25 protein-coding genes and 2 pseudogenes are annotated in these 23,969 nt (G+C 47.6%); 1 reads left to right on the top strand and 26 read right to left on the bottom strand.

The window, feature by feature from the left end:
- Positions 1 to 74: 74 nt before the first annotated feature.
- Genes bshA through ACQ5DJ_RS01590 form a run of 5 tightly spaced genes read right to left on the bottom strand, consistent with a single transcriptional unit; the run spans position 75 to position 3,470 of the window.
- A complete protein-coding gene (bshA, locus tag ACQ5DJ_RS01570; protein ID WP_429840904.1) occupies positions 75 to 1,208 on the bottom strand; it encodes an N-acetyl-alpha-D-glucosaminyl L-malate synthase BshA in 1,134 nt (377 codons plus the stop codon).
- 16 nt (positions 1,209 to 1,224) lie between these two features.
- The gene (gene bshB1 / locus ACQ5DJ_RS01575) at positions 1,225 to 1,920 is read right to left on the bottom strand and encodes a bacillithiol biosynthesis deacetylase BshB1 (RefSeq protein WP_429840905.1); all 696 of its coding nucleotides are present in this window, start codon (positions 1,918 to 1,920) and stop codon (positions 1,225 to 1,227) included.
- Positions 1,917 to 2,327: a methylglyoxal synthase gene (locus ACQ5DJ_RS01580; protein WP_429840906.1), complete on the bottom strand. Its 411-nt coding sequence runs from the start codon at positions 2,325 to 2,327 to the stop codon at positions 1,917 to 1,919. Before ACQ5DJ_RS01580 ends, bshB1 begins: the two co-directional genes overlap by 4 nt.
- Before the next feature lie 50 nt (positions 2,328 to 2,377).
- Entirely contained in the window at positions 2,378 to 3,130 is a 753-nt protein-coding gene (gene dapB, locus ACQ5DJ_RS01585; protein WP_429840907.1) for a 4-hydroxy-tetrahydrodipicolinate reductase, read from the bottom strand.
- Positions 3,123 to 3,470, bottom strand: coding sequence for a nucleotide pyrophosphohydrolase (locus ACQ5DJ_RS01590; RefSeq protein ID WP_016740047.1), 348 nt, complete (start codon positions 3,468 to 3,470; stop codon positions 3,123 to 3,125). Before ACQ5DJ_RS01590 ends, dapB begins: the two co-directional genes overlap by 8 nt.
- Before the next feature lie 214 nt (positions 3,471 to 3,684).
- Between ACQ5DJ_RS01590 and ACQ5DJ_RS01595 the strand changes: the two are divergent.
- Positions 3,685 to 4,541: pseudogene (locus ACQ5DJ_RS01595) on the top strand (YitT family protein).
- Between the two features lie 59 nt (positions 4,542 to 4,600).
- Here ACQ5DJ_RS01595 and ACQ5DJ_RS01600 read toward each other — a convergent pair.
- From ACQ5DJ_RS01600 to trpE, 21 genes and pseudogenes are all read right to left on the bottom strand, one after another.
- Positions 4,601 to 5,416 (bottom strand): sporulation protein YpjB, encoded by an 816-nt coding sequence (locus ACQ5DJ_RS01600; RefSeq protein ID WP_429840908.1) that lies wholly within the window; start codon positions 5,414 to 5,416, stop codon positions 4,601 to 4,603.
- 48 nt (positions 5,417 to 5,464) lie between these two features.
- Positions 5,465 to 6,064, bottom strand: a complete 600-nt coding sequence (locus ACQ5DJ_RS01605) for a DUF1405 domain-containing protein (RefSeq protein WP_409178652.1) — start codon at positions 6,062 to 6,064, stop codon at positions 5,465 to 5,467.
- Positions 6,065 to 6,140: 76 nt separating this feature from the next.
- Complete coding sequence (locus tag ACQ5DJ_RS01610; RefSeq protein WP_429840909.1) at positions 6,141 to 6,932, bottom strand: c-type cytochrome; 792 nt, start codon at positions 6,930 to 6,932, stop codon at positions 6,141 to 6,143.
- 28 nt (positions 6,933 to 6,960) lie between these two features.
- Positions 6,961 to 7,632, bottom strand: a complete 672-nt coding sequence (gene qcrB / locus ACQ5DJ_RS01615; RefSeq protein ID WP_012686173.1) for a menaquinol-cytochrome c reductase cytochrome b subunit — start codon at positions 7,630 to 7,632, stop codon at positions 6,961 to 6,963.
- A gap of 1 nt (position 7,633) precedes the next feature.
- Positions 7,634 to 8,152 carry a ubiquinol-cytochrome c reductase iron-sulfur subunit gene (locus tag ACQ5DJ_RS01620; RefSeq protein WP_429840910.1) on the bottom strand — a complete coding sequence of 173 codons (519 nt, stop codon included), beginning with the start codon at positions 8,150 to 8,152 and terminating at the stop codon, positions 7,634 to 7,636.
- 251 nt (positions 8,153 to 8,403) lie between these two features.
- A complete protein-coding gene (locus tag ACQ5DJ_RS01625) occupies positions 8,404 to 8,826 on the bottom strand; it encodes a DUF2487 family protein (RefSeq protein WP_429840911.1) in 423 nt (140 codons plus the stop codon).
- A gap of 89 nt (positions 8,827 to 8,915) precedes the next feature.
- On the bottom strand, positions 8,916 to 9,131 hold the full coding sequence (locus tag ACQ5DJ_RS01630; protein WP_007716588.1) for an IDEAL domain-containing protein: 216 nt from the start codon (positions 9,129 to 9,131) through the stop codon (positions 8,916 to 8,918).
- Positions 9,132 to 9,140: 9 nt separating this feature from the next.
- Positions 9,141 to 10,259: a hypothetical protein gene (locus ACQ5DJ_RS01635; RefSeq protein WP_429840912.1), complete on the bottom strand. Its 1,119-nt coding sequence runs from the start codon at positions 10,257 to 10,259 to the stop codon at positions 9,141 to 9,143.
- A gap of 104 nt (positions 10,260 to 10,363) precedes the next feature.
- Positions 10,364 to 11,311, bottom strand: coding sequence for a tetratricopeptide repeat protein (locus ACQ5DJ_RS01640; protein WP_429840913.1), 948 nt, complete (start codon positions 11,309 to 11,311; stop codon positions 10,364 to 10,366).
- A 128-nt stretch (positions 11,312 to 11,439) separates the two neighbouring features.
- Complete coding sequence (locus ACQ5DJ_RS01645; RefSeq protein ID WP_429840914.1) at positions 11,440 to 12,090, bottom strand: zf-HC2 domain-containing protein; 651 nt, start codon at positions 12,088 to 12,090, stop codon at positions 11,440 to 11,442.
- The gene (locus ACQ5DJ_RS01650) at positions 12,087 to 12,677 is read right to left on the bottom strand and encodes an RNA polymerase sigma factor (protein ID WP_106837510.1); all 591 of its coding nucleotides are present in this window, start codon (positions 12,675 to 12,677) and stop codon (positions 12,087 to 12,089) included. The genes ACQ5DJ_RS01645 and ACQ5DJ_RS01650 overlap by 4 nt, the downstream gene beginning before the upstream one ends.
- Positions 12,678 to 12,824: 147 nt before the next feature.
- Positions 12,825 to 13,946: an amidohydrolase family protein gene (locus ACQ5DJ_RS01655; RefSeq protein WP_429840915.1), complete on the bottom strand. Its 1,122-nt coding sequence runs from the start codon at positions 13,944 to 13,946 to the stop codon at positions 12,825 to 12,827.
- Between the two features lie 322 nt (positions 13,947 to 14,268).
- Positions 14,269 to 15,549, bottom strand: a complete 1,281-nt coding sequence (gene aroA, locus ACQ5DJ_RS01660; protein WP_144616038.1) for a 3-phosphoshikimate 1-carboxyvinyltransferase — start codon at positions 15,547 to 15,549, stop codon at positions 14,269 to 14,271.
- A 91-nt stretch (positions 15,550 to 15,640) separates the two neighbouring features.
- Positions 15,641 to 16,743, bottom strand: a pseudogene (locus tag ACQ5DJ_RS01665) (prephenate dehydrogenase).
- A gap of 69 nt (positions 16,744 to 16,812) precedes the next feature.
- Positions 16,813 to 17,907, bottom strand: a complete 1,095-nt coding sequence (gene hisC / locus ACQ5DJ_RS01670; RefSeq protein ID WP_392428995.1) for a histidinol-phosphate transaminase — start codon at positions 17,905 to 17,907, stop codon at positions 16,813 to 16,815.
- A 29-nt stretch (positions 17,908 to 17,936) separates the two neighbouring features.
- Entirely contained in the window at positions 17,937 to 18,755 is an 819-nt protein-coding gene (gene trpA, locus ACQ5DJ_RS01675) for a tryptophan synthase subunit alpha (protein WP_429840916.1), read from the bottom strand.
- Positions 18,756 to 18,757: 2 nt separating this feature from the next.
- Positions 18,758 to 19,978, bottom strand: coding sequence for a tryptophan synthase subunit beta (gene trpB / locus ACQ5DJ_RS01680; protein ID WP_429840917.1), 1,221 nt, complete (start codon positions 19,976 to 19,978; stop codon positions 18,758 to 18,760).
- Entirely contained in the window at positions 19,941 to 20,609 is a 669-nt protein-coding gene (locus ACQ5DJ_RS01685) for a phosphoribosylanthranilate isomerase (protein ID WP_429840918.1), read from the bottom strand. The genes trpB and ACQ5DJ_RS01685 overlap by 38 nt, the downstream gene beginning before the upstream one ends.
- Positions 20,606 to 21,406: an indole-3-glycerol phosphate synthase TrpC gene (trpC, locus tag ACQ5DJ_RS01690; protein WP_429840919.1), complete on the bottom strand. Its 801-nt coding sequence runs from the start codon at positions 21,404 to 21,406 to the stop codon at positions 20,606 to 20,608. Before trpC ends, ACQ5DJ_RS01685 begins: the two co-directional genes overlap by 4 nt.
- Positions 21,396 to 22,421, bottom strand: a complete 1,026-nt coding sequence (gene trpD / locus ACQ5DJ_RS01695) for an anthranilate phosphoribosyltransferase (RefSeq protein WP_429840920.1) — start codon at positions 22,419 to 22,421, stop codon at positions 21,396 to 21,398. The genes trpC and trpD overlap by 11 nt, the downstream gene beginning before the upstream one ends.
- Positions 22,415 to 23,929, bottom strand: coding sequence for an anthranilate synthase component I (gene trpE, locus ACQ5DJ_RS01700; protein WP_429840921.1), 1,515 nt, complete (start codon positions 23,927 to 23,929; stop codon positions 22,415 to 22,417). Before trpE ends, trpD begins: the two co-directional genes overlap by 7 nt.
- Between the last annotated feature and the right edge of the window lie 40 nt (positions 23,930 to 23,969).

A 23,969-nucleotide genomic window follows, 5' to 3' on the forward strand; every position in this document is an offset into this window, starting at 1 on the left:
GTTTTGTATGGATTGTTTATTTTAATATCCAAGGTGCATCAATTAGCCAAAAGCTCAATCTTACGTTCAAAAGCTTAATTCTTCACCGGATTGCTTGCCAGCAGGTTGGCGTATAGCGCTTCATACTGGGAGGCAATCGTTTCGTGACAGAACGTTTTGCAGGATCGCTCGATGCTATTCGCCGAGAATTCGCGGTATAGCTCTTCATTTTGCAGGAGACGAATCGTTTCTTTCGCCATGCCTTCAACGTCCCCAATTGGACGCAAGAAGCCGTTCACACCATCCAGGACGACTTCGGGCAAGCCTCCTGCCACTGTAGCGACGACAGGCACACCGCAAGCCATTGCTTCTAATGCGACGAGTCCGAAGCTTTCCTTTTCTGATGGAAGCAGCATGATGTCTGCCATCGACAATACCTCAGCGACGTCTTCTTGCTTGCCGAGGAAGCAAACATCGTCGCTCAGCCCGAGCTCAGCGATCATCTTGCGGATCAGACCCATTTCGGGACCTTCACCAATGAGGATTAGTCTAGAAGCCACTTCTTCACGTACACGCGAAAATATTTCAATCACATCCGGCACTCGTTTGACCGGACGGAAATTAGAAATGTGCATAAGAATTTTTTCACCATTCGGTGCAAATACCTTTTTCAGCTTCGTAACCTCTTTTGGATAATAACGCCGCTTGTCTACGAAGTTGTACACAGGGACAATTTCTTTTTCAACATGGAGCAGCTCTTTCGTCTGCCTGATCAAATCATTGGACACCGCGGTTACCAAATCGCTTCGCTCTATGCCGAAGCGGATCATATCACTCAAATTCGAGTCATAACCCAGAACAGTAATATCAGTCCCGTGCAAGGTGGTCACAATTTTCAAATGATCCCCTACCATTTGCTTGGCTAGGAACGCACACAACGCATGTGGCACAGCATAATGTACATGTAATAAGTCCAGGTTTTCATTCTTCGCCACTTGCGCCATTCGGTTCGCCAAGGTCAAATCATAAGGTGGATATTTAAAAACATCATAGTTGTTGACTTCTACTTCATGATAAAAAATGTTCGGGTGAAACGCGCCTAAGCGAAATGGCATTCCACCTGTAATGAAATGGACTTGATGTCCTCGCTCGGCCAATAGCTTCCCCAGCTCTGTGGCTACTACCCCCGATCCGCCCAATGACGGATAGCAAGTAATCCCGATCTTCATACAGTGTCACTCCTTCTCACAAGCTCTTTAATACATACGGAGCTGCACTGACAAATCCTTCTGCGTAGGCTACACCAGCCTGCTGACCAAATAGTCGCTCTCGATACTCGACAGACTCCAGATACCCGTTGGTAAGCGGCGTTTGAACGCTGCCTTCTTCTAGCTCAAACTGACTGCGGTAGCAACGCAGCGCCTCCATTTTTTGCGGATAAACAGCGGTGATATCCACAACAACCTGAGGCGGGACAGTGGAATTAATAAAATAGTATAGGAATTGTGAAGGTCGATAGGCAGGCAAAGAAGGCTCCGGCAAATACTTGCGGATTCCTGCGTTAAACACCGCCTCTCGAACGATCCGACTTACGCTTTCGTGATCTGGATGACGATCCGCGTAATAAGGCGCAAGCACAATGGCTGGACGAGTTTCGCGAATGAGCTTGACGACACGTTCAATCGCACTTTCCCTGACTGCTTCCAAGCCACGATCAGGCAGGCCAAAGTTATAGCGAGCAGCCACTCCCATCACATGGTCAGCTGCAGTCGCTTCTTGCTGCCTTCTTTCAACCGTTCCATTCGAAGACAATTCGGCATAGGTCAAGTCGAGAATCCCTACGCGCTTCCCCTCTTTGGCTGCCAAAATCAGACTACCTGCTGCGCCGATCTCGACATCGTCAGGATGAGCGCCGATTGCCAAAATATCGAGTGAACTCATGCTTCATTCTCCTCATGCACCACTTCACGCCAATCCAATTGTCCCAGCTCCAAAGCCTTCAGCATGATTTCTGCCGAACCGAGATTGGTGGCAAACGGTATTTTGTGCACATCACACAGCCGAAGCAATGCAATAATATCAGGCTCATGTGGTTGAGAGGTAAGCGGATCACGCAAAAAGATAATCAAATCCATCTCATTGCGGGCGATCATCGCACCGATTTGTTGATCGCCTCCTAATGGCCCTGACAGAAATCGGGTTAGGGACAGCGACGTAGCTTCCATGATTCGCGACCCAGTTGTCCCGGTGGCAAACAGGTCATGTTTTGCCAAAATGGATTCATAGGCCATCGCTAGTTGCACAATCTGTTCTTTCATTCGATCATGGGCAATCAATGCAATTTTCAAGAAAACCTCTCCCTTTATGGCTGGGTATCGTGTGTATGTTAATCAAGCGTTTAATCAATCAAATGTTCCAATCCGTAAATCAATCCGTTCATATTCATTACGGCTTTAATGGCCATATTCACGCCTGGCATGAAAGATTCCCGGTTAATCGAATCATGGCGAATGGACAGAGTTTGGCCTGTTGCACCAAACAAAACCTCCTGATGAGCAACCATACCTGGCAGACGGACACTGTGAATCCGGAATCCTTCGTAATCTGCTCCACGAGCGCCTGGAATCGTTTCTACCTCTTCAGGATGCCCTTGCTTGAGCTCTTCCCGAACGGCTGCAATCATCTCTGCGGTCTTCAAAGCAGTTCCGCTTGGCGCATCCAGCTTGCGGTCATGATGCAGCTCGATAATTTCCACATGTGGCATATATTTTGCTGCCATTGCGGAAAACTTCATACATAGAATCGCGCCGATCGCAAAATTCGGGGCAATGATGGCACCCAGTCCCGCTTCTTTATAGCGCGCACTCATCTCTTGCAGCTGCTCTGTAGTCAGGCCCGTTGTTCCGACAACCGGTCTCACACCACGAGCCAGACAGAGCTCCATATGACGGTATACCGTATGCGGTGTCGTAAAGTCGACCAGAACATCTGGCTTCATTTCGTCCAGTTGTTGATTGATTTCCTCTTCGCTCACACGCGTATCCAGATTGCCAGTAAAAACGAGCGCGGTATCCTGCGCCAGCATTTTCACTACCTCTTGCCCCATTCGACCATTTGCTCCTGCAACTGCTACACGAATTTGTTTAGTCATGTTGCTCGTTCTCCTCTATTCTCGTCCAGCGATCTTTATCGCGAGTATTAAACTTGTGCATAATACGATCAAATGCTTCCTGCAAATCGATTCCGAGCGAGTTTGCGAAACAAATCACGATGAAGAGTACGTCACCCAGCTCTTCCTCTACTGTTTTTTCGCCTTCGTCCTTTTTCTTCGGTTTTTCTCCATAAAAATGGTTAATCTCTCTGGCTAATTCTCCTACTTCTTCTGTCATTCTAGCCAGCATCGAAAGCGGAGAAAAATATCCTTCTTTAAACTGCGATATGTATTGATCAACTTCTTGCTGCATCTCTTGCATAGTCTTTTGCCGTTCCATCCGCCCACTCCTTTTTCACAGTCATCTCTCTTTCACCTATCGTACTAAAAAAGGCTTCGTTTGCCAAATCACAATACTTCGTCTTTCCAGCATATGGACAATCAAACGAGCGTTCATTTATAATGGCTTTCGGATAGCCCTCAGGTAACTAAAGTATTACCTGCACATCATGTCCGGGGGGAAGCCATTCCTGATCCGGCGAACAGGAGGACATATGAAAATTCGTCTTGATAGTATCTTTGCCATTATCATCGGTTCTGCCATTATGGGATTTGGTATTAATGCGTTCAACATTCCCAACCATTTAGCTGAGGGCGGTATCACCGGTATCAGTATTTTGATCAAGCTGTTAGTTCCTGCTGTGGACCAGGGAGTCGTCTTCTTTGTCCTAAACGTACCGTTATTTTTTCTAGGCTGGAAAATTCTTGGACGAACTTCTTTTTTCTACACCATTTTGGGAACGGTTTCACTCTCCGTCTTCTTATCCTTGTTTGATGGCGTTCTCCCGCTTCAAATGAAAGATCGCTTGCTCGCCTCTCTTTATGCTGGGGTAGCTGTCGGAGTCGGTTTAGGGATTATTTTCCGTTACGGTGGGACCACTGGCGGAGTGGACATCATTGCCAGACTGCTTCAGAAATACATGGGTGTCAGTATGGGGAGAACGTTGTTTTTTGGAGATATCTTGGTCATCGGGGCATCCCTCGTCTATTTGAATCTAGAAAGCGCCATGTACACACTTGTCGTCGTCTTTATCGCCGCGCGTGTCATCGACTTTTTCCAAGATGGGGCATATGCCGGCAAAGCACTGACGATCATTTCCAACGAAGCGGACAAGATTGCCAATCAAATCCTTGAATTTGGTCGTGGCGTTACCCTTTTAGCGGGAAAAGCGCCTACTCTGGCGATGAAAAGAAAGTAATCTACGTGGTTATCAGCCGCAACGAAGTGATGCGTTTTAAAAATATCGTGCAAGAAATCGATCCACATGCTTTTGTCATCGTCAACGATGTTCATGAGGTACTCGGAGAAGGCTTCACCCTTGATGAAAACAAGAAACCGCTTCACGACTAGCACGAAGCAGCATAGCAAAAACCCTTGCCTTTTCGTACAGGCAAGGGTTTTTGCATCCATTAAGTCGAACGGATTTCTCCGTTATATTTCTTCCACGCCACATAAGACAAGGCCATGATCAAAGCAATCGAAATCGAGGTGAGAATGACAATAGGTGAATCTGGCCGCATCATTAAACGAGCAAACGTACTCTTTTCTTCTCCCACAAAAGCCACTTGAAAAGAGCTGTTCAATTCTCGCAACGCCTCTCGTACCTGCTGCCAATCTACTTGGCTGTTTCGCATCTCTTTGGATATGATATCGTACGCAACCGTAATCGAGGACATGTGCCCCTCTGGAAGCTGAATACTCATCCCTGGCTTAATGGCCAAAAATAATCGGTAATTCTCATCGAACTGTTCGCGAAACTGACTGAAATTCCGCTCAACAGCCGATAGTTGCAGGTTTTGGACCTGTGTTACGAGAGAAGGATAGTAGCTACGCCACATCGGCTGGTGATCATGCGTTAGTGCGTCTATGGCGATACGGACCCGTGTGGCATGCCACAGCAATTGCTGTTCACTTGCGTTTGTGGAAGCAAAACTTTGCTTGGCTGCCAGTATGGACTGTGTCACTGCATTTAGACTCTCAATTCGTATCGGATTGGGCAAGTGCTGGTTCGGGAATCGTTCTGCCAGCTGTACAATGCGCTGCTCTGCCCCTTCAAGATCTCCCTTTTTTGCATACGTCAGGAACTCATGCGCAATTTGATCCAACGCTGCCAACTGCTTTTCTTCTATCGGTTGATTCAGCTTCGAGTACAAATTATGAATGGGCCACGACAAGAACAACCCGATCATGAGAAAGAATAATAAAAACCGGATGTTTTTCTTCAACGCAAATAACCTCCTTCCCTAGTACAGCCTATGGAAAGGAGGACAAGATTAGACCTTATTTGTCGTATACTTCATATTCACCCACCAGATCACCGAGATTGAGATCAGACTGAGAAGAACCGTAAACAAACCAACGAAGCCCTCATATGGATCCAGTACACTCGGAAGCCACGGATGGATGTCCATGACGTAATCGAGAAAATCATTATTCAGTGTCCACAGCGCAGCGATTCCCACCGGCAGAAGACTTAGCTTGTAAAAACGCGCATACAAAACAGATTCCACAGCCATGCCGGTGTGGGAAATGATCAGCATCACGTCTGTCCAACGCACTTCATTGCCCATCAACCAACCAGCCACGATAATGCAAACGGCCCAGACACCATACTTAAAATTGGTGATGCCAGCCAAAGCTTCCAGTACAGGAATGTGGCGACCCAACAAATAGGTAAGGAGTACAAGCGAAAAAAGTCCGCTACCTGTCGGGCTGTCCGGAACAAAAGGAATCAAATATGCTGGTGTTTCAGCTAATTGGTTACCGTACCAGATAAATCCATATATGGTTCCCAAAAAGTTGACGACGAACAGCGTCCAAAGAAACCACCTTTTGCCCAAAGATTGCCGAAACCACTCCCATATCCAGATCATCTATAATCGTCTCCCGCTGTGTACGCCGCTAACGAAAAAGCTGACCGCATTACCAGCCAGCTTTTCCCCTATTAGCTTATTTCAAGCCAGCCATGTATTCAGCTAGCTTTGCGATTTCTGCATCATCTTTGATCATACCGCCTGGCATTGCGCCTTTACCGTTCTTGATGACGTCAGTAATCTTGGCTGCATCTAAAGTTGCACCGATTTTTTGGAGGTTTGGACCCATGCCACCCTCCATGTTTTTACCATGGCATCCCATACAGCTTGTTTGCGCTTTCCAAAGCGCATCTGCTTTAAAGCTAGTGTCCGCTGGAGCCGGTGCAGTTGCACTCGATCCTTCTTTGCCACCAGTACCTTTACCTTTATCTGGGTGAGCCAGATGATATTCATGATTTGCCGCCCAAGTCAGGTAGAAAATACCTACCAGTGCTGTCAGCATCAAGCCTGTAGCAACTGGACGCTTGCTAGGACGACGATCTTTGCTGGTATCCAGCCAAGGCGCCAGCATCAGTGCACCGAATGCGATACCTGGAATAACAACGATTCCAAGAACGACCCAATCCCCTGCAGCCCATGGATATTTCAGCAATTGATACAGGAACAAGAAGTACCAGTCTGGCAACGGGATGAATGAAGTATCATTCGGGTTTGCTTTGTCAGTCAACGGCGACGGATGAGAAACCGTCAACACGAGGAAGCCAACTAAGCAAACGGCTGCCACCATCCACTCTTTCAACAGGAAGTTTGGCCAGAATGGCTCGTTTTTACCTGGAAAGTCAGAGTAGGATGGAGAAATGTTTGGGATACGCTTCGCCGATACTCGGGAATCTCCGACGAAGGTAGCATCTTTATCTTGTTTTGCCATGCTATTTCCTCCTTTTTTCGAAGACCAATTATAGTGGACCCGAGATACCTTGCGAACGGATCATAACAAAGTGAGCTCCCAACAGTCCAAGCAGTGCGCCTGGCAGGAAGAACACGTGAATCGCGAAGAAGCGAGTAAGCGTTTGCGCACCTAGAATGTCTCCACCTGTGAGCAATGTTTTCACATACGGACCGATAAATGGTACCGAGTCTGCGATCTGCACACCTACTTTGGTCGCAAAGTATGCCGTGTTATCCCAAGGCAAGAGGTAGCCTGTGAAACCAAGACCCAGCATAACGAAGAAAATCAGTACGCCGACTACCCAGTTCAATTCACGAGGCTTTTTGTATGCACCTGTAAAGAATACACGCAAAGTATGTAGGAACATCATCACGATTACCAAGCTCGCGCCCCAGTGATGCATACCGCGTACGATTACCCCGAACGCTACTTCGTTCTGCAGGTACTTAACGGATTCGTAAGCATTGATAACGTCTGGTACATAGTACATCGTCAAGAACATACCAGACAAGATTTGAATAACGGTAATAAAGAACGTTAGTCCACCAAAGCAGTAAACAAAAGCTGAAAAATGATGTGCCGGGTTCACGTGCTCAGGTACTTCGTGGTCAGCCAAGTCACGCCACATCGGAGTGATGTTTAAGCGTTCGTCGACCCAATCATACATTTTTTGCATCATTTTAGCCGTTCACCCCCGGACGAGGATTTGCTTTTACTTTACCTAAATACAATTTTCCGTCTTTCACTTCTGTCTCATACTCATCGAGAGAGGCCGTCGGTGGCGTTCCCAAAATGTGCTCGCCATTGATCGAATAACGACCCATGTGGCAAGGACAGAAGTACTCATTTGGTTGTCCTGCGCCAGTTCCCCAGTCAACCGTACACCCTAAGTGCTTACAGATCGGGGACAGTGCAAGAATCTCACCCTTGTCGTTCTTGGTAACCCATGCAGTAAGTGTAGATTCTGATTCATACCAACCGTCCTTGGTATGGACCTTGAATTCTACGCGTTTCGGCACGGCACTAAACTCATCCGGATTGCCGACAGCTACTTTATCTCCACCTGCATGTCCTTGCAGAAGGGGGTCTACCGCAAAGCGAATCATTGGGGTGATCATTCCCGCAGCAAGGAATCCGCCAGTTCCCATCAGGGCGTAATTCAAAAATGTACGCCTGGAAATTTCGCGTTTGTCTCCCATATCTTTTTTCCCTCCTTATCCTGTAAAATAGCGCTACGATGGCATTTTCATACATATACACTAGGTCAATCCCAATCATAGCTAACGCCTATAAAGATGTCAAGAATGTCCAGTGGACATGTCTTTACCCAAACGATGTGTGACAGGATATTGTTGCCAGATTGTCAAATTTATGACCTTGCCCCACCCATTTTTCTGTAGTATTACCGGAAAACGCTTTCTCTATTGCGTCTCTTTTTTAGTCAAAACGATTATCCCCGCCCGGTTTGCCACAACTTGATGATCTCTTTGTACAGCACATCCACTGTCACTTCGAAACGCAAAGAAGATTCCAGATCTTCATCCCCTACCAATAAAGTCAACACGCCTTCTTCCGTTCGATCTTTTAATTGAATCTGTTCTCCCCGAAAATGAAGCAGTACTTTATAAGAGAATTCCGCCGGCGTTCGTTGTTCCAGCTGCTCTTCTCCTATTTGATAGCTTAACGGAAATAGCAGTACGCGTCCCTTCAGTCGCTGCTCAATCCCGGCCGCTACATTTAATAAGTAGTTCATGCGTACAACATGCTCTTCTACTTTTCTATCCGAGTTGTACAAATAAAGAGGGAGCAGCGCGGTATCCACAAAGGACCGCAACTCCTCCCAGTTTTCAAAATCGTTCAAGTTCCACTGCATAGAGCCGTCTCCTCATTTCCTTGTTCATTTCTGGAAACAAGCGTACCATGAATGGTTGGAGACTCGCAATAACGCATACGATTATGTATTTAGGCTTGCTCGTAAGCCATGATTTCTTTTAATTCGTCTGTTAAGCGCAAAAACAACTCTTTGTTTTTCGATGCAAGTGCCTCATCAATCTCCTGGATAAGCGTGCGCTTGCGATATTGACGCATTTGCTCGTCGATCACCATTTCAGATAGCAAACCGGAAACCATTTGATTGTTCGTTCCGTACGCGTTGGAATAGAAATTCGGCCACTCCATACCCATCCCTCACTTCAATAAAATAGTCGTTTCGGTAAAACCATTGTATTTTCGAAGCCAAGTTTGGCTCGCATACGTTGCGGTGTATAACCACTGCCCTTGTTCGTCTTGGCCGACGCGCAACAACCCTAGATGCACCATCATTTTGCATACCCGATTCACCAAGATATCTGTAGGTGAATCGTAGTAAAACTCTTTCATCCAATGGAGTAGCGTATCCATAAGCGATTGCTGACTTACCCATCCACCCGACGCGATCAACGGAATGAGCTGAACCAGCATCGGCAAGTTCGGGACAGCCCGCTTGTACAGCCTCATCCAGAAGCGAATGACATCATGGTACAATTGATCGTTATACGGTTGCTCCAGTCGCTCCCTCCCCGCTTCCGTTACTGCTACCTTGCCGTCCACTTCTACAATCCATCGGTGATAGTAACAGAAATCGTAGAGCAAGGAAAAACGGTCAGGGTATAAATCAAAATGTAGACCGTACCCAAAACGCCATTTTTGCGGCAATAGAGGCTCTTCTTTTACGTACAAAAATTGAAAAAGCTGCTGCTGATGACGCTTGTACATACCACCTTCTGCGGTTAACGGTACTGGCTCCTGCTGGAGAAATTGTAAAAATTGCATGATATCATCGCATAGTGCTGTTCCCTCATCCCTATAAGCTTGCGGACCGGGATGAAGTAATGCGTTTGAATCACGCCATTTTGTCAGCCACGCTTGCAAGTACGGCTCACGGATGTCCAGCGGAATTTGATACTGCCCTACGGATTTACTTTTCGCCGGAAAAATCCACCCTCGCTTCATTGCTGCTGCGACAAACTTCCGGCCTTCCTCCTGCTTTTTTTCCTTTTCACACTCCAGTGCCACCCCGGCTTTCGCCAACAAATCCTCAAGCGACATGACCGTACGCTTGTCCAGGAACAATTGGAGCAAAAAATGGGTTTCTGAACTGCTCAGCTGCTCAACTTCTTGAGAGATTGTCAACCTGTGCCTCAAGCTAGACAACAGTGACGTAATCAATTCGTTTTTGGAATGAGGGTTGCATTCGCATCCGTAATGGTTGGCAATCTGATGGAGCTGCCGGATATCGGTGTACACCAAGATCTCAGCCAAGTTCATCTGTGCATCCCTTCTTTACGATGGCTTACTTGTCTCTCATTCTTGCCAAAAAGCGGAAAAATAAACAGGAAGCCACCGAAGTGACTTCCTGTTTGTCGATTTTTTTATTGCTCCTCTTCGGACTCATGGTCCCACTGGTCGTGAAGCTGTTGGTATTCTTTCGCTTCCTCATAGCGCCCGGCTTGAGTCAAAAGAGCGATCAGCCTGCGGATCTGATCCAAATCAAAACCTGACAACGATACATATTGCTTTAGCGCCTCAATAGCTGCTTCTGTTTTCCCCATCGAAAGATTCACATCTGCAGCTAATGGGTAAGCAGCCACATACTCCTCATCAATCGCTTGCAAACTGCTAACCAATTCTGCTGCTTCATCTAGTCGTCCTACGTGGAATGCCATCAGTGCACATCCGTAGAGTACTTCTGGCGAACGATCCATGACCAGCGCCTGACGGAATACTTGGTATGCCTGTTCGAATTGACCGCTTTGTGCGTACGAGCGCCCCTTTGTCAAAAGCATGGACAGACTTTCATCCCCGGCTAGTTCCAGGAGCTTCATTGCTTTCTCGTCTTCTCCAATGCGGAAATACAAGTTACCCAGCGCTGCCATAATATCTTGGTTGTCTGGCTCCTTCAGTCTTGCTTGCTCCAAATACTTGACCGCTACTTCATCTAAATCTTGGAGGGAATACAGATCCGCTAGCAACAAGTCAAGCTGGATGCTTTCAAAGCCAGATTCTTTGCATTCATAGAGAAGATGTTGCGCCGTCTCAAAATCACTGGAATCCAAAGCAATCTCCGCTAGTAGCAGCTGGCATTCTCTACGCAAGGAGGAATCCATTTGCGGATTTTTGGCCATGACATCTGTCAGCAATTGACTCGCCTCTTCCAAATGACCGAGTCGATACCAGACCTCTGCCAAATACATCATGACATCCGGCAAATCTTTTCCATGCTCCTGAACCTTTTGCAGAGCGGTCAAGCCCAGCTCCACTTCATCGTTTTCGATTCGCTTGATCGCTTCGTCTATGACATACAGCCACTTTTTCGGCATTTCTTTCACCTCATATGTATTTTGCGTGGCCTTGTTGCTCTATCCGCTTGCTGAACAACCACTCTAATAAAATAGCCACAAAAGACCGTCCGAAGACGGTCTTTTCTTTTACTCTTGATCATATACCATTATGCTCGCGTTAGCCAGCTCATTGTAAGAACAGTAATAAGGATTCCAAAAATACTAAGCACAATGCTGTAATTCGGTTTGGCTAAATCAGTAGACGTCGGCTTTCCATCGAGCGGTACGATCGAAGCAGTAGCATGTTCCAGTGAATCTCCTTGCGACGTATATGGCTGTGCTTCTACCACGTATGTACCGTCGTCTGTTTGCAAGGAAGAAGAAATAACTTGCGCCTTTGGCGTGTTAATCTCCATGACTTCTCCGTTAATAACGAGAGAATTCGCATGCTCCGTGGTACTTGTATTCACATATAAAGTGAACGAAAAGACCATGAGCAACAAAACAGCTACACTCGCAGCCATGCGTCGCATTCTCGCTGTCACGCTGAAAATTTTTCTGCCGATCGGGATCGCCCACTGCTCTTCCGATAATATACGGGCCATCACCGCGTCTACAATGGAACGTGATGGAGTTACAGAATGATATTCTTCTTTATCCATTTCCATCCACTCACCACTGTCCGACCAAATCTCATAGTCGGAACGACAGGCATAGCATGCCGCCATATGGTGATCAACCCGACGTTGGGTCACCTCAGGCAACAGATTTTCGGCGTATTCAGGCAGAATTTCCTGAACTTCTTCACATCTCATCATCGATTCATCCCTTCAGCTTCATCCAAATGAGGGTCCAGGATGTAGTTTTCCAACTGTCCACGAATACTTTGCCGCGCTCGAAACAGTAGAGACTTCACAGAGCTCACTGTTAAATCCAGAATCGTAGCGATTTCTGTGTAATCCATTTGTTCGTACTCGCGTAATATCAGTGCTGAGCGTTGCTTCTCTGGTAAACTGTTGATTGCCAGTCTTACCATGCTCTCCCGTTCATTCCGGAGCAAAACTTGCTCAGGCAGTGACTTGGGAGATGCCATAGGCACTTGCAACGTATCATCCAGATACACGTCAGAATTGCGACTCTTGCGCAATTCACTGAGTACGGAGTTGCGTGCAATCGTATAGAGCCAGGTGGAGAATGTAGCTTCTACATCTCGGAAAGAATGAATGCTCTTATACGCCTTGTAAAACGTCTCCTGACATATATCCTCCGCTATATGCTCTAAATGTGCCTGACGCAAAAGATGAGTGACAAATGAGAGGATCTTTTTTTCATATCGACGAATCAGTTCAGCATAGCATTCCAGATTACCTTCTTTAATCTCTCGGATAAGCTGGGAATCGGTCATGATCAGGATTACCTCCTTGCGATTCCGATCCCTCAGCGGCCTTTTGCATAATTAGACTGCTGGGGATGTAAAAAGTTGCGCGACCTTACGATTCTTTTTCTCGTCTGTCTGCTGGAAACCATTCACGAAAAAACCCCCAAACCGGGGTTATATGACATAAGCGTAGGGCTTCGTGTCAAATAAACACTTACCCATACCAATCAAAGGGATAAATCGCATATTTCGATATATCCATTTACCGTTCGACATAACAGATGTTGGAAGATGCATTTCACTAAAATTGAGAATAGTGGAAAGATCATTCTTTGTCAACCAGTTTTCCTTTTTCAGGAAAACGATATCAGCGTCTGCGCCAGTTGTCAAGCTTCCTTTTCGCGGATACAGACCAATTGCTTTTGCGACATTTGTCGAAGTGAGCCTGACGAGCAAGCAAAGCAATTCCTCAGGCGTACACCAGCTCTTTCGTGTATCAATCCGCACATCGTGAATCGGAGACGCTACCTGCCAGCTTCCAAACCATTGACGATGTAATTGACGAAGACCTTGATCCGTCACTTCAGCAGGCAAACGAAAGATATGCAGGTACGGGTCATTATCTTCAAAATGAAAGGCCGCTTGAGAATCAGTGATGACTGTGCGTAATCGCCAATAACGAGTAGCCTCCATCCAAATTTGTCGAATGAGTTCCCGTTGTTCTTTTTTCAAAAACGGATCATTTTGTACCTGCATGTGCAGGATCGTATGTTTAGACGTATGAAGTTGCAAAAGCGTTTCCCATTTTATTGTGGAAATTTCTTCTGGATCTCGAATCGTGACATGAAACGAAGAATAGCCAAGGTTCATCCACTCGGCTAAACGGTCACCGTGAAGATCAGCAACATCGATTTCCACATGCCAAACATAATCCAACAAACTGTTGAAGTGCTGGGTTTGTTGATAGTGAATTTGCGGTCTACTCATCCAACGCTCTGGCCGGAAGACGTCCACCAGGCTTGTACATCCCGAGCTGATGAGATTTCGCATGGCTTCTATATAGACATCTACATCTTTGATTTTATACAACGAATGTGTCGGGAGTGCGACGAAACCGGGCAAAAGATACATACCGGTAGCATCTATTTCTTCATATAAATCGTTGAAGGGGTTTTTCGTCAAGGTATCTTTAGCCATTCGTACAATTTTCCCATGACGGATCCATATGTCTACTTCTTTCATTCCTAGTGCTGTGACAATCGTTCCCCCACGTATGACCATCCCTCGCTCCAGCATAGCTCGTCCCCCTCCCGCTTCTCATGCACATACTACCCTTGTACGAGCATATGCACAGAAAGGGGAAAAAGTACTAATTAGGGGCCAAACCGCTTTTTAAACAAAAAAAGACCGCCGTTGATGTAAGCGCATTCAAACGACGGTAGCACACACGTGCTTTCTTATATTGGATAGGAGTGGAGAGAAACCATACTGTAGTTTTATAATAAACGGAATGTAAGCGCTTGTCAAATCATTTTTGCTAAAATTCGGAACGCTTTGCCTTCGCACCAAAAAGAAGCCTGCTACCCTATAAAGGCACAGACTTCTCTTTCATTCTTTCTTATTGGCTGATTTTCACAAGCAAGTTATGAAAGCCAGGGAACGATACATCAATCGCATCATCATTTTCGATGGTCGTCTCTCCCTCGGCAACGAGACCCGCAATTGCCATCGCCATGCCGATTCGGTGATCCCCCATGCTATCGATGACAGCCCCTGTCAATCCTGTCTTTCCTTCGATGATCATTCCGTCATCTGTAGGTGTCACCCTAGCACCGAATTTGGACAGTTGACTAACCACCGTGGCAATACGGTCTGTCTCCTTTACTTTCAGCTCTTCGGCGTCACGGATAACGGTTTGACCTTTAGCCTGCGTTGCCATGACCGCAATCACCGGAATTTCGTCAATCAGGCGTGGAATGATATCTCCAGCAATTTCAATACCGTGCAGCTCCGAATGTGTCACGAGGAGGTCTGCAACCGGCTCTTCATTTACGACTCGCTCATTCAAAAGCTCCAGGCTTCCCCCCATCGCCTTGACAACATCAATGATGCCCGTGCGGCTTGGGTTAATTCCGACATTTTCAATGAGAAGAGAGCTGCCTGGTACAACCATTACAGCTGCAATCAAAAAGGCAGCGGAAGAAATGTCACCAGGAACAGAAATGGCACGGCCCTTCAGCTTTTGTCCGCCTTCTACTGAAACGGTCAAGCCATCACGCACGACTTGTACACCAAACGCTTGCAGCATACGCTCCGTATGATCGCGGGATAAATGCGGCTCTGTTACACTCGTCACGCCTTTTGCCTGCAACCCTGCCAGCATAATCGCTGACTTCACTTGTGCACTTGCAACTGGGGATTGATACGCGAACCCTTGAAGCTCCCCGCCTCGAATGGATAACGGTGTGTATTCACCGTCTTTTCTTCCATCGATTTTGGCGCCCATTTGACGGAGCGGTCCGATCACACGACGCATTGGTCTTTTGGCAATGGACTCATCACCTTCCATCACCACATGGAAAGGCTGTGTTGCCATGATCCCCGCCATTAAACGAATGGTCGTACCGGAGTTCCCTACATCCAAATGTTGAGACGGTTCCTGCAAGCCATACCAGCCTTTTCCTTGTACGGTTACGGCATCTCCTTGTTGTTCAATCTCAATCCCCATCCGACGAAAGCAGCTAATCGTGCTCAAGCAATCAGCACCCGGCAAAAAGCCTTCGATGGTTGTGGTTCCTTCTGCTAGAGCTCCAAACATAACTGCACGATGGGAAATGGACTTATCTCCTGGCACGCGAACGGTACCTTTGATTTGTTTGGCTTGTTGTACGCGAAGCATTTCTTCCACTCCTTTTCTCTCTCACGCTCTCCCAGAACACCAGTCGCACTGTGAAGCGTCTTCGTTGTAAAGTGTGTTTGCATAAAAAAACTTATGTGCGCTTGTATACATTGTAATCGAAAAAGCGAAGAACTTCCTCTCCCTTTTCCAACTCTTGTTGAGAATGGAACGTGATGCGTAGCACACCATAAATGTCTTCTCGTGTCTCTCTGATTTGGAGATTCGTGATATTAATTTCTCTTGCTCCCAATAGTGTCGTAATACGTCCGATTTCACCCGGGTTGTCAGGGATATCGATATACAAATCGTTCAAAGGAGGCAATGCACCCGTTTTACGCTCAGGCAAACTGTCGCGGAATTCTCGTGCCGCTTTGAAGAAATGCTCGATTCCTTCTGGATCTCCCTGTTCGACAAGGTGAACGACATCTTCCAATGCGTTTGCCCAATCTTTTGCGATTTTCAGGATCGGATCACGGTTTGCAGCAAAATGTCACGCCACATCTGAGGGTTGCTCGAGGCGATGCGCGTAATGTCACGGAAGCCACCAGCAGCAAGCGTTGCATGCCAAGCATTTTCCTCGTCGTACCCTGCCACCAGATTGACCAAAGCAGAAGCGAGAATGTGCGGGAAATGGCTGACTGCACCCACGACCTGATCATGCGAAGCTGCGTCCATTTGCACGACTTTTGCGCGAGTCAGTGTAAGTAGTTCAGACAATTGCTTTACTTTTTCTTCAGGTGTTCCCGGCGCTGGTGTCAAAACATAATAGGCGTTTTCCATAAGACGGTCAGAAGCAGCTTCCACGCCGGATTTATGCGAGCCAGCCATCGGATGTCCGCCAATAAACGTAACATGATCAGGAATGACATCCACCGCTTGTCTCACAATACCTGCCTTTGTACTGCCAACATCCGTAATGATCACACCAGGCTGCAGATCCATTTCGACTAACGAGCGAATGGTTGCAACGATTTGCTCTACAGGTGATGCGAGGAAAATGACATTTGCTTCTCGAACTGCAGTCTGCAAATCAGTTGTGCCAGCATGAATGACACCAAGCGTCAGTGCTTTATCCAAGCAATCCTGACGTAAATCGTAGCCGACTACCCGAATATTTGGATCACGTCGCATGGACAGCGCGATTGAGCCGCCAATCAATCCGACGCCGATTACAGTAATGGTGGTTTTTTTCATCTCCACTCTCTATCCTTCCTTCGTCTCTCTTAGACAAAGATGCCGAGGCATGCCCGGCATCTTTGTCCTTTATTTCAATGCTCCAGTCACGATTTCTTTTAATACAGCAAGAATCTTATCATTTTGCTCTTTGGTCCCAATGGTAATACGTTGAAAACCTGGGAAGCCTAGCGCATTACCAGAGCGAACGATGATGCCTTGAGAGAGCAGCTTCTTGAATACTTCATCGGAATCCCTTTTCAAATCAACCAAGATAAAGTTGGTCTGAGATGGATAGTAGGAAATTCCCCACTCGTCAAAGGAATCAGTAAACTGCTTCATGCCTTCACGGTTTCGATCACGGCATGTTTTTACAAATTCCTGGTCTTTTAACGCCGCACGTGCTGCTACTTGGCCAAGTGTGCCTGTGTTGAACGGCTCACGCACATGTTCCAACGAGGAAATGAGCTCCTCTGACGCGACTCCGTAGCCGATACGAAGCGCAGCCAGACCGTAGATTTTGGAGAACGTACGCAAAATAATCAAGTTCGGATACTCAGCAAGCATCGGTACTGTTTGTGGATATTCTGGATCCACCACATACTCGTAGTAAGCCTCATCCAAAACGACCAGCACATTTTTGGGAACCTTTTTCAAAAAAGCTTCCAACTCGGATGTTGTTACAATCGTGCCAGACGGATTGTTCGGGTTACATACCCATACGACCTTCGTCTGTTCGTTGACAGCAGCCGCCATCGCTTCGAGATCGTGAACGCCATCTTTCAACGGCACCTCAATCAAATCTGCACCTTCAATAATCCCATTTGAGCGGTATTGTGAGAACGTTTGCGTCGCCATGACTGCATTTGTTCCTTCGCCCAAAAAAGCACGAGAGATCATCAACAGAATTTCATCAGACCCGTTGCCGAAAAACAATTGACCTGGCTTAACACCGAGGAAGTCAGCAAGATCCCAGCGTAGATTAAGGCTTGCACCATCTGGATATAGGGCCAAATTGTCCAACTGTTCCGCAATAGCTGCTTTGGCCTTTGGTGAGGAACCAAAAGGATTTTCGTTGGACGCCAGCTTGATGACTTCCGTCAAACCAAATTCACGTTTAACGTCATCAATGGGCTTGCCAGGTTGATATACCGGGGCATTGAGTATGCGTTGTTTCGGTTGCATCCACGTTCACTCCAGTCACATTTTTCCCACTATTGTAGCGCACTGGCTAACTGATGTACAAACGTTTTTATTTTTTCTACAGCATCTGGCATCTGTTTTGGGTCTTTCAGCTGCTCAGCATGCTCCTCGATTTGCTGTACAATGGCACTTCCCACAATGACACCATTCGTATGGGGTGCTACTGCTCGTACCTGATCCGGCGTGGATATTCCGAAGCCAACCGCAGTAGGAACCGATGTACTGGCCTTTACTCGTTCCAGAAAATCTGCCAAATCCTCTCGCAGGTCAGCACGGGCACCCGTCACACCGAGCGACGATACACAATAAAGAAATCCGGTTGCTTGTGCGCCAATCGTATTGATTCTCGAACTGGAAGTTGGCGCCACCAGCGAAATGACATGAATGCCATTCTGTTTTGCTGCGGTTACTGCTGGACGGTTTTCCTCGATCGGCAAATCAGGAATGACAACACCGTCAGCACCATAGGCAGCGAGATCGGCAAAAAAGCGCTCGATGCCATATTGTAAAACCGGATTGAAATAGGTGAACAGGACAATGGAAGCCTCCATACCTGATTCACGAAGCCTTTTGACCAATTGCAAAGCATCCCTGATCGTCACGCCATTTTTCAGCGCGCGTTCTGAAGCACGTTGAATCGTTGGGCCATCTGCCAAAGGATCGGAGTAAGGGACACCGAGCTCGATGAGATCTGCTCCTGCTTCGACCATTGCTTTTACGAGCTGGAAAGTTGCTTCTATTGAAGGATCTCCTACCGTTAGAAACGGGATGAATCGTTTGCGATCACGATCCGCGAATAATTGATCGATTCTGTTAAGAGCTGTCGTCATGATTACTCTCCCCCTCCTGCTGCCAGCGCTTCTTGAATAGTCAGTACGTCTTTGTCCCCTCGACCAGACAAGCAGATCACGAGTATTTTGTCTGATGACATCTCTTTCGCACGTTTTATCGCTTCAGCTATCGCATGTGCGCTCTCCAACGCTGGAATGATACCTTCCGTTTGGCAAAGCACTTGTACTGCCTCGAGCGCTTCCGCATCTGTTACCGATGTATAGGTCACTCGTCCGCTGTCTTTGAGATAGGCGTGCTCAGGTCCTACTCCTGGATAATCCAAGCCAGCCGAAATCGAATGCGCTTCTTGCACCTGTCCGCATTCATCCTGCAACAAGTAGGTTAAGGAACCGTGGATGACTCCCGGTTGTCCAAGTGTTAGTGTTGCCGCATGCTTTTCGGTATCGATTCCTTTTCCTGCCGCTTCGACCCCTCTAAGTGCGACAGACTCATCTTGAATGAACGGATAAAACATGCCAATCGCATTACTGCCGCCACCAACGCAAGCAACGACCTCGTCTGGAAGCCTTTTGAGCATTTGCAGGACTTGACTGCGAGTCTCTTCTCCGATAATTTTTTGGAATTCGCGTACGATGTATGGGTACGGATGTGGGCCAACGACAGATCCGATGACATAAAACGTTTCTTCGACATGGGAAACCCAATGGCGAATCGCTTCGTTTGTCGCATCCTTAAGTGTACGTGAGCCGGATACAGCAGGGATAACTTCGGCACCAAGCAGATTCATCCGAAAAACATTCAACGACTGGCGACGAATATCTTCTTCCCCCATGAACACCTTGCAAGAGAGTCCGAGCTTTGCCGCAACGGTTGCACTTGCCACTCCGTGCTGACCAGCGCCTGTTTCGGCAATAATTGATTTTTTGCCCATGCGCTTGGCTAGCAAGGCTTGGCCCAAAGCATTGTTCAATTTATGTGCACCCGTATGGTTGAGATCTTCTCGTTTCAAATAGATTTGGGCACCGCCGACCGCTTTCGTCAAACGATCTGCATAAGTGAGCGGGGTTGGGCGTCCAGCATACTCGCTGAGCAGTCCATTCAATTCTTGAATAAATGCCGGGTCACGACGAGCTTCTTCAAAAGCGATCTCGAGCTCTGTCACCGCATTCATCAAGGTTTCCGGAATATACTTGCCTCCGAAGGCACCAAATCGTCCGTTTTCGTCAGGCACGACTCGCGTAGTTGCTTGAATGTTGTTCATGCGCCTTCACCCTCTCCACCAATGTTTTTATTTTTTCGGCGTCTTTTTCGCCATCCGTCTCTACTCCACTGGACACATCGACTATCCCTGCTTGATACTGTCCTAGTAATTCCCCGACATTCTCCGCATGAATCCCTCCAGCAATGATGCAGTCTGCTTCCTCGCATGCTGCTTGCAAAGTAGGGATTTGCTCCCACGAAAACTTTTTCCCTGTGCCACCTGCTTGACTAGAGTCATACGTATCAAATAAAAAGGCACTGACAATGCCTCGATAGGATTGAATGGCTTGAGCAGCATCCGCTTCTCCGCCCACTGCCAACGCCTTCCACACCGGAATAGCAAACCGCTCCCGAACTTGCTGGCAAAATTGTGGCGTCTCTTGTCCATGCAATTGGATCACCGATAACGATGCCTCGCTTAGCACTTCCTCCAGCTCTTCCATCGTCGGATTAACGAACACACCAACAGCAGGAGGATGGCCCGGAACGGCTGCAAGCAATTGTCCAGCAGTCTGGGCATCTACTTGTCGCTTACTTGGGGCAAAAACTAGGCCTACGTAATCGACTTCCAGCTCTTTTAAGAGCGCTAGTGCTTCCGCTCGCTTAATTCCACATATTTTTAAACGAGTCATACACTCACCCCCGGTGCTGCTTCTCCCACGAGATCAATGACTGCGCGCTCTACATCTGTTTGGCGCATGAAATGCTCTCCAACCAGCACAGCCCGGGCACCTGCACTTCGTACATTCTCAATATCCCCTGGCGTCGAAATCCCACTTTCGCTCACAATCGTCAAGGACGGAGGCAGTTCTGCAATCAGCTCATGCGTAACGGCTAGGTCCGTTTGAAACGTATTTAAGTTTCGATTGTTGATCCCGAGCAATTTAGGTTCCATAGCTTGAAAAACAAGCTCGCATTCGCGTTTGTCATGAACCTCCACCAGTACATCCATGCCCAGCTCCTCGGCAGTTTGTTTCAGATGGCGAAGTGTTTCCCGATCGAGAATGGCAGCAATGAGCAACACACAATCAGCTCCTGCTGCTCTTGCTTCCACGACTTGAATTTCATCAAGCAGAAAGTCTTTTCTGAGTAAAGGACGATCAATTGCCTCGTGAATTTGCCGTAGATAGCTCAAGCTCCCTTGGAAAAAGCACTCGTCTGTCAAAACAGACAAACATTCTGCGCGAGCGGCCTGATAAGCCTTCGCTATGGCCACTGCTTGGAAATCAGGTCGGATTAACCCTTTGGATGGCGATGCTTTTTTTACTTCGGCAATCACGCTTACAGGCCGTACACTCGTCTCCAATGCTTGACGAAATCCGCGTGGACGTTGAACTTCCTTCGTTGCTGTAAGCAATGCCGAAACCGTTGTATCTGTATAAAGACGTGCGATCTCTTCGCGTTTCTTTTCTACGATTTTACGAAGCATGAATCATACCTCCTGCGATGTGACGAACATGCTCGAGCTTTCGCATGACCAGTCCGCCGTCGATCAGTTCCGCTGCACGTATAACCCCTGTTTCAATCGAGCTAACACGATCGGAGAGGTAGAGGATCGCGCCCGCATTCAGCAAAACGATGTCTCGTGCTGCCCCACGTGCACCAGAAAACACGTCGTGAATGATCTTGGCATTCTCATTGGCATCACCGCCGCGCAAAGCATCCTTTTCATGTCTGCGAAGTCCGAACTGCTCAGGCTCGATTTCATAAGTCAAAATACGCCCATCGCGCAACTCGGCAATATGGCTCGTTCCCGTGACCGTCAATTCATCTAGACCATCCGAGCCCGCGACAACGAGTGCTCTGTTCACATCCAGCTCGTGTAAGACTGCGGCTACATTTGGAAGCAGCTTGGCATCATACACGCCCATCAGCTGATGGCTGGCTCCCGCTGGATTCGTCAAAGGTCCAAGCAAATTAAAAACCGTGCGAATCGCCAATTCTTTTCGTGGACCAGCCGCATGCTTCATTGCTTGGTGGTACAGTGGAGCAAACAGGAAGCAGAGATTGGTCGCACGCAGGCAATCTGCGGCGTCATTTGGAGATAAATTAACGGGCACTCCCAACGCTTCCAACACATCAGCACTGCCGCTTTTGCTGGAAACTGCACGATTCCCGTGCTTGGCGATACGTACACCGTCAGCTGCTGCAACAATGGCACTCGCCGTCGAAATGTTAAAGGTATGACTTCCGTCTCCACCCGTTCCACAGGTGTCTACCAGACCTGGCAGATCGATCGGAAAGCTCATCGCCCGCGCTCTCATAGCTTTGGCAAAACCGATAATCTCTTCCACTTGCTCGCCTTTCAAGCGAAGACTCGCTAAAAATGCACCAATCTGAGCTGGAGTTGCCTTTCCGTCCATAATCTCGCCCATGGCCTCTTCTGCAACCGTCCGTGTTAAGTGCTTCCCAAGCAGAATTTGTTCCAGCGCGTACGTTAGCATGACAACTCCACCTTTCTGACAAACATTTGTTCGGCTTTCTCTAACGCGGAGAGCATCGCTGCTGCTTTGTTCACCGTCTCTTGATATTCACTCGCAGGGACCGAGTCCGCTACGATGCCTGCACCCGCCTGTACATGTGCGTAACCATCCTGAAAGAACAACGTTCGAATCGTGATACAGCTATCGAGTGAACCATCAAATGAAATATAGCCGATTGCTCCCGCATACAGATGGCGTGCGTCAGGCTCGAGCTCTGCAATAATTTCCATCGCTCGCAGCTTGGGAGAACCAGATACCGTACCTGCCGGAAAAGCACTCAGCAATGCATCGAAAGCGTGCAGTCCCTCTCGGAGCTTGCCGGTCACATGCGAAACCATATGCATCACATGGGAGTAGTTTTCAATAACCAATGCTTCCTCCACTTTCACGCTTCCGTAAGCTGAGACCTTTCCTACATCGTTGCGCCCTAGATCCAGCAGCATGTAGTGCTCGGCTCTCTCCTTTTTATCTGCCAAAAGATCAGCCGCCAACGCCGCATCTTCTTGCGGGGTCGTCCCTCTTTTCCGCGTTCCTGCAATCGGCCGCATCTCTACTTTTTCATCTTCTACACGCACGAGCAGTTCTGGTGATGTTCCGACGACTGTCTCGCCCTCGTATTCGAGATAGTACATGTACGGGGAAGGATTCAACGTGCGCAACAATCGATACACGGCAAAAGGATCGACATCTGTCTTTACAGAAAAACGTTGGGACAACACGACTTGAAAAATGTCTCCAGCTGCGATGTATTCTTTCGCCTGCACGACTAGCTGCTCGTATTGCTCACGCGTCATATTTGGTTCTACTGTTAATGGCGTTGGTGCATCTGCCGCTACTTGAATGCGTTGATCCATTTCAAGCGGAGCCATAACTTTTGCAGCCAGCTCCTCGATTCGTTCGCAGACTTGCTTGTATTTTTTGCCAATAGTATCCGCAGTGTCGCCTGGCTCCACATGGAGGTTCACAATCAATTGAATTTCCTGCTTCAAATGATCAAAGGCGATCATCTCATCAACGAACAGAAAGCGCATATCCGGCACTCGTACAGCTTCCTTGCGATGTGCTGGCAAATTTTCAAAATAGCGCAGCGTATTGTAGCCGAAAAAGCCTACCGCACCACCACTAAGACGAGGTAACCCGGGTAGCTTCGGGCTTTTGTAGCGATCGGTTTCTTCACGCAAAAAGGAGACGGGATTTCCTGTCTGGACAAGCTTTTCACCAGCGCGATTGGAAACCGTGATTTCTTCACCTTTTGCTTCTATGATTTGAAAAGGATTCATGCCAATGAACGAAAAACGAGCCCATCGCGCACCACCTTCTACGCTCTCCAGCAAAAAGGAATTACTCGTGCGAATCTTCTGATACAAGCGAATCGGTGTCTCCTGATCCGCCAACAGTTTCATGCTTACAGGGATAAGGGAATACGACGCCGAGAGGGTCTTAACCTCGGCAAGGGAAGGGAAATACATGGACTCTCATCTCCTCAATTAGTGGGAGAGAAAAGGGAAT

The organism is Brevibacillus sp. FIR094 (assembly GCF_050477165.1).
Lineage (GTDB): Bacteria > Bacillota > Bacilli > Brevibacillales > Brevibacillaceae > Brevibacillus.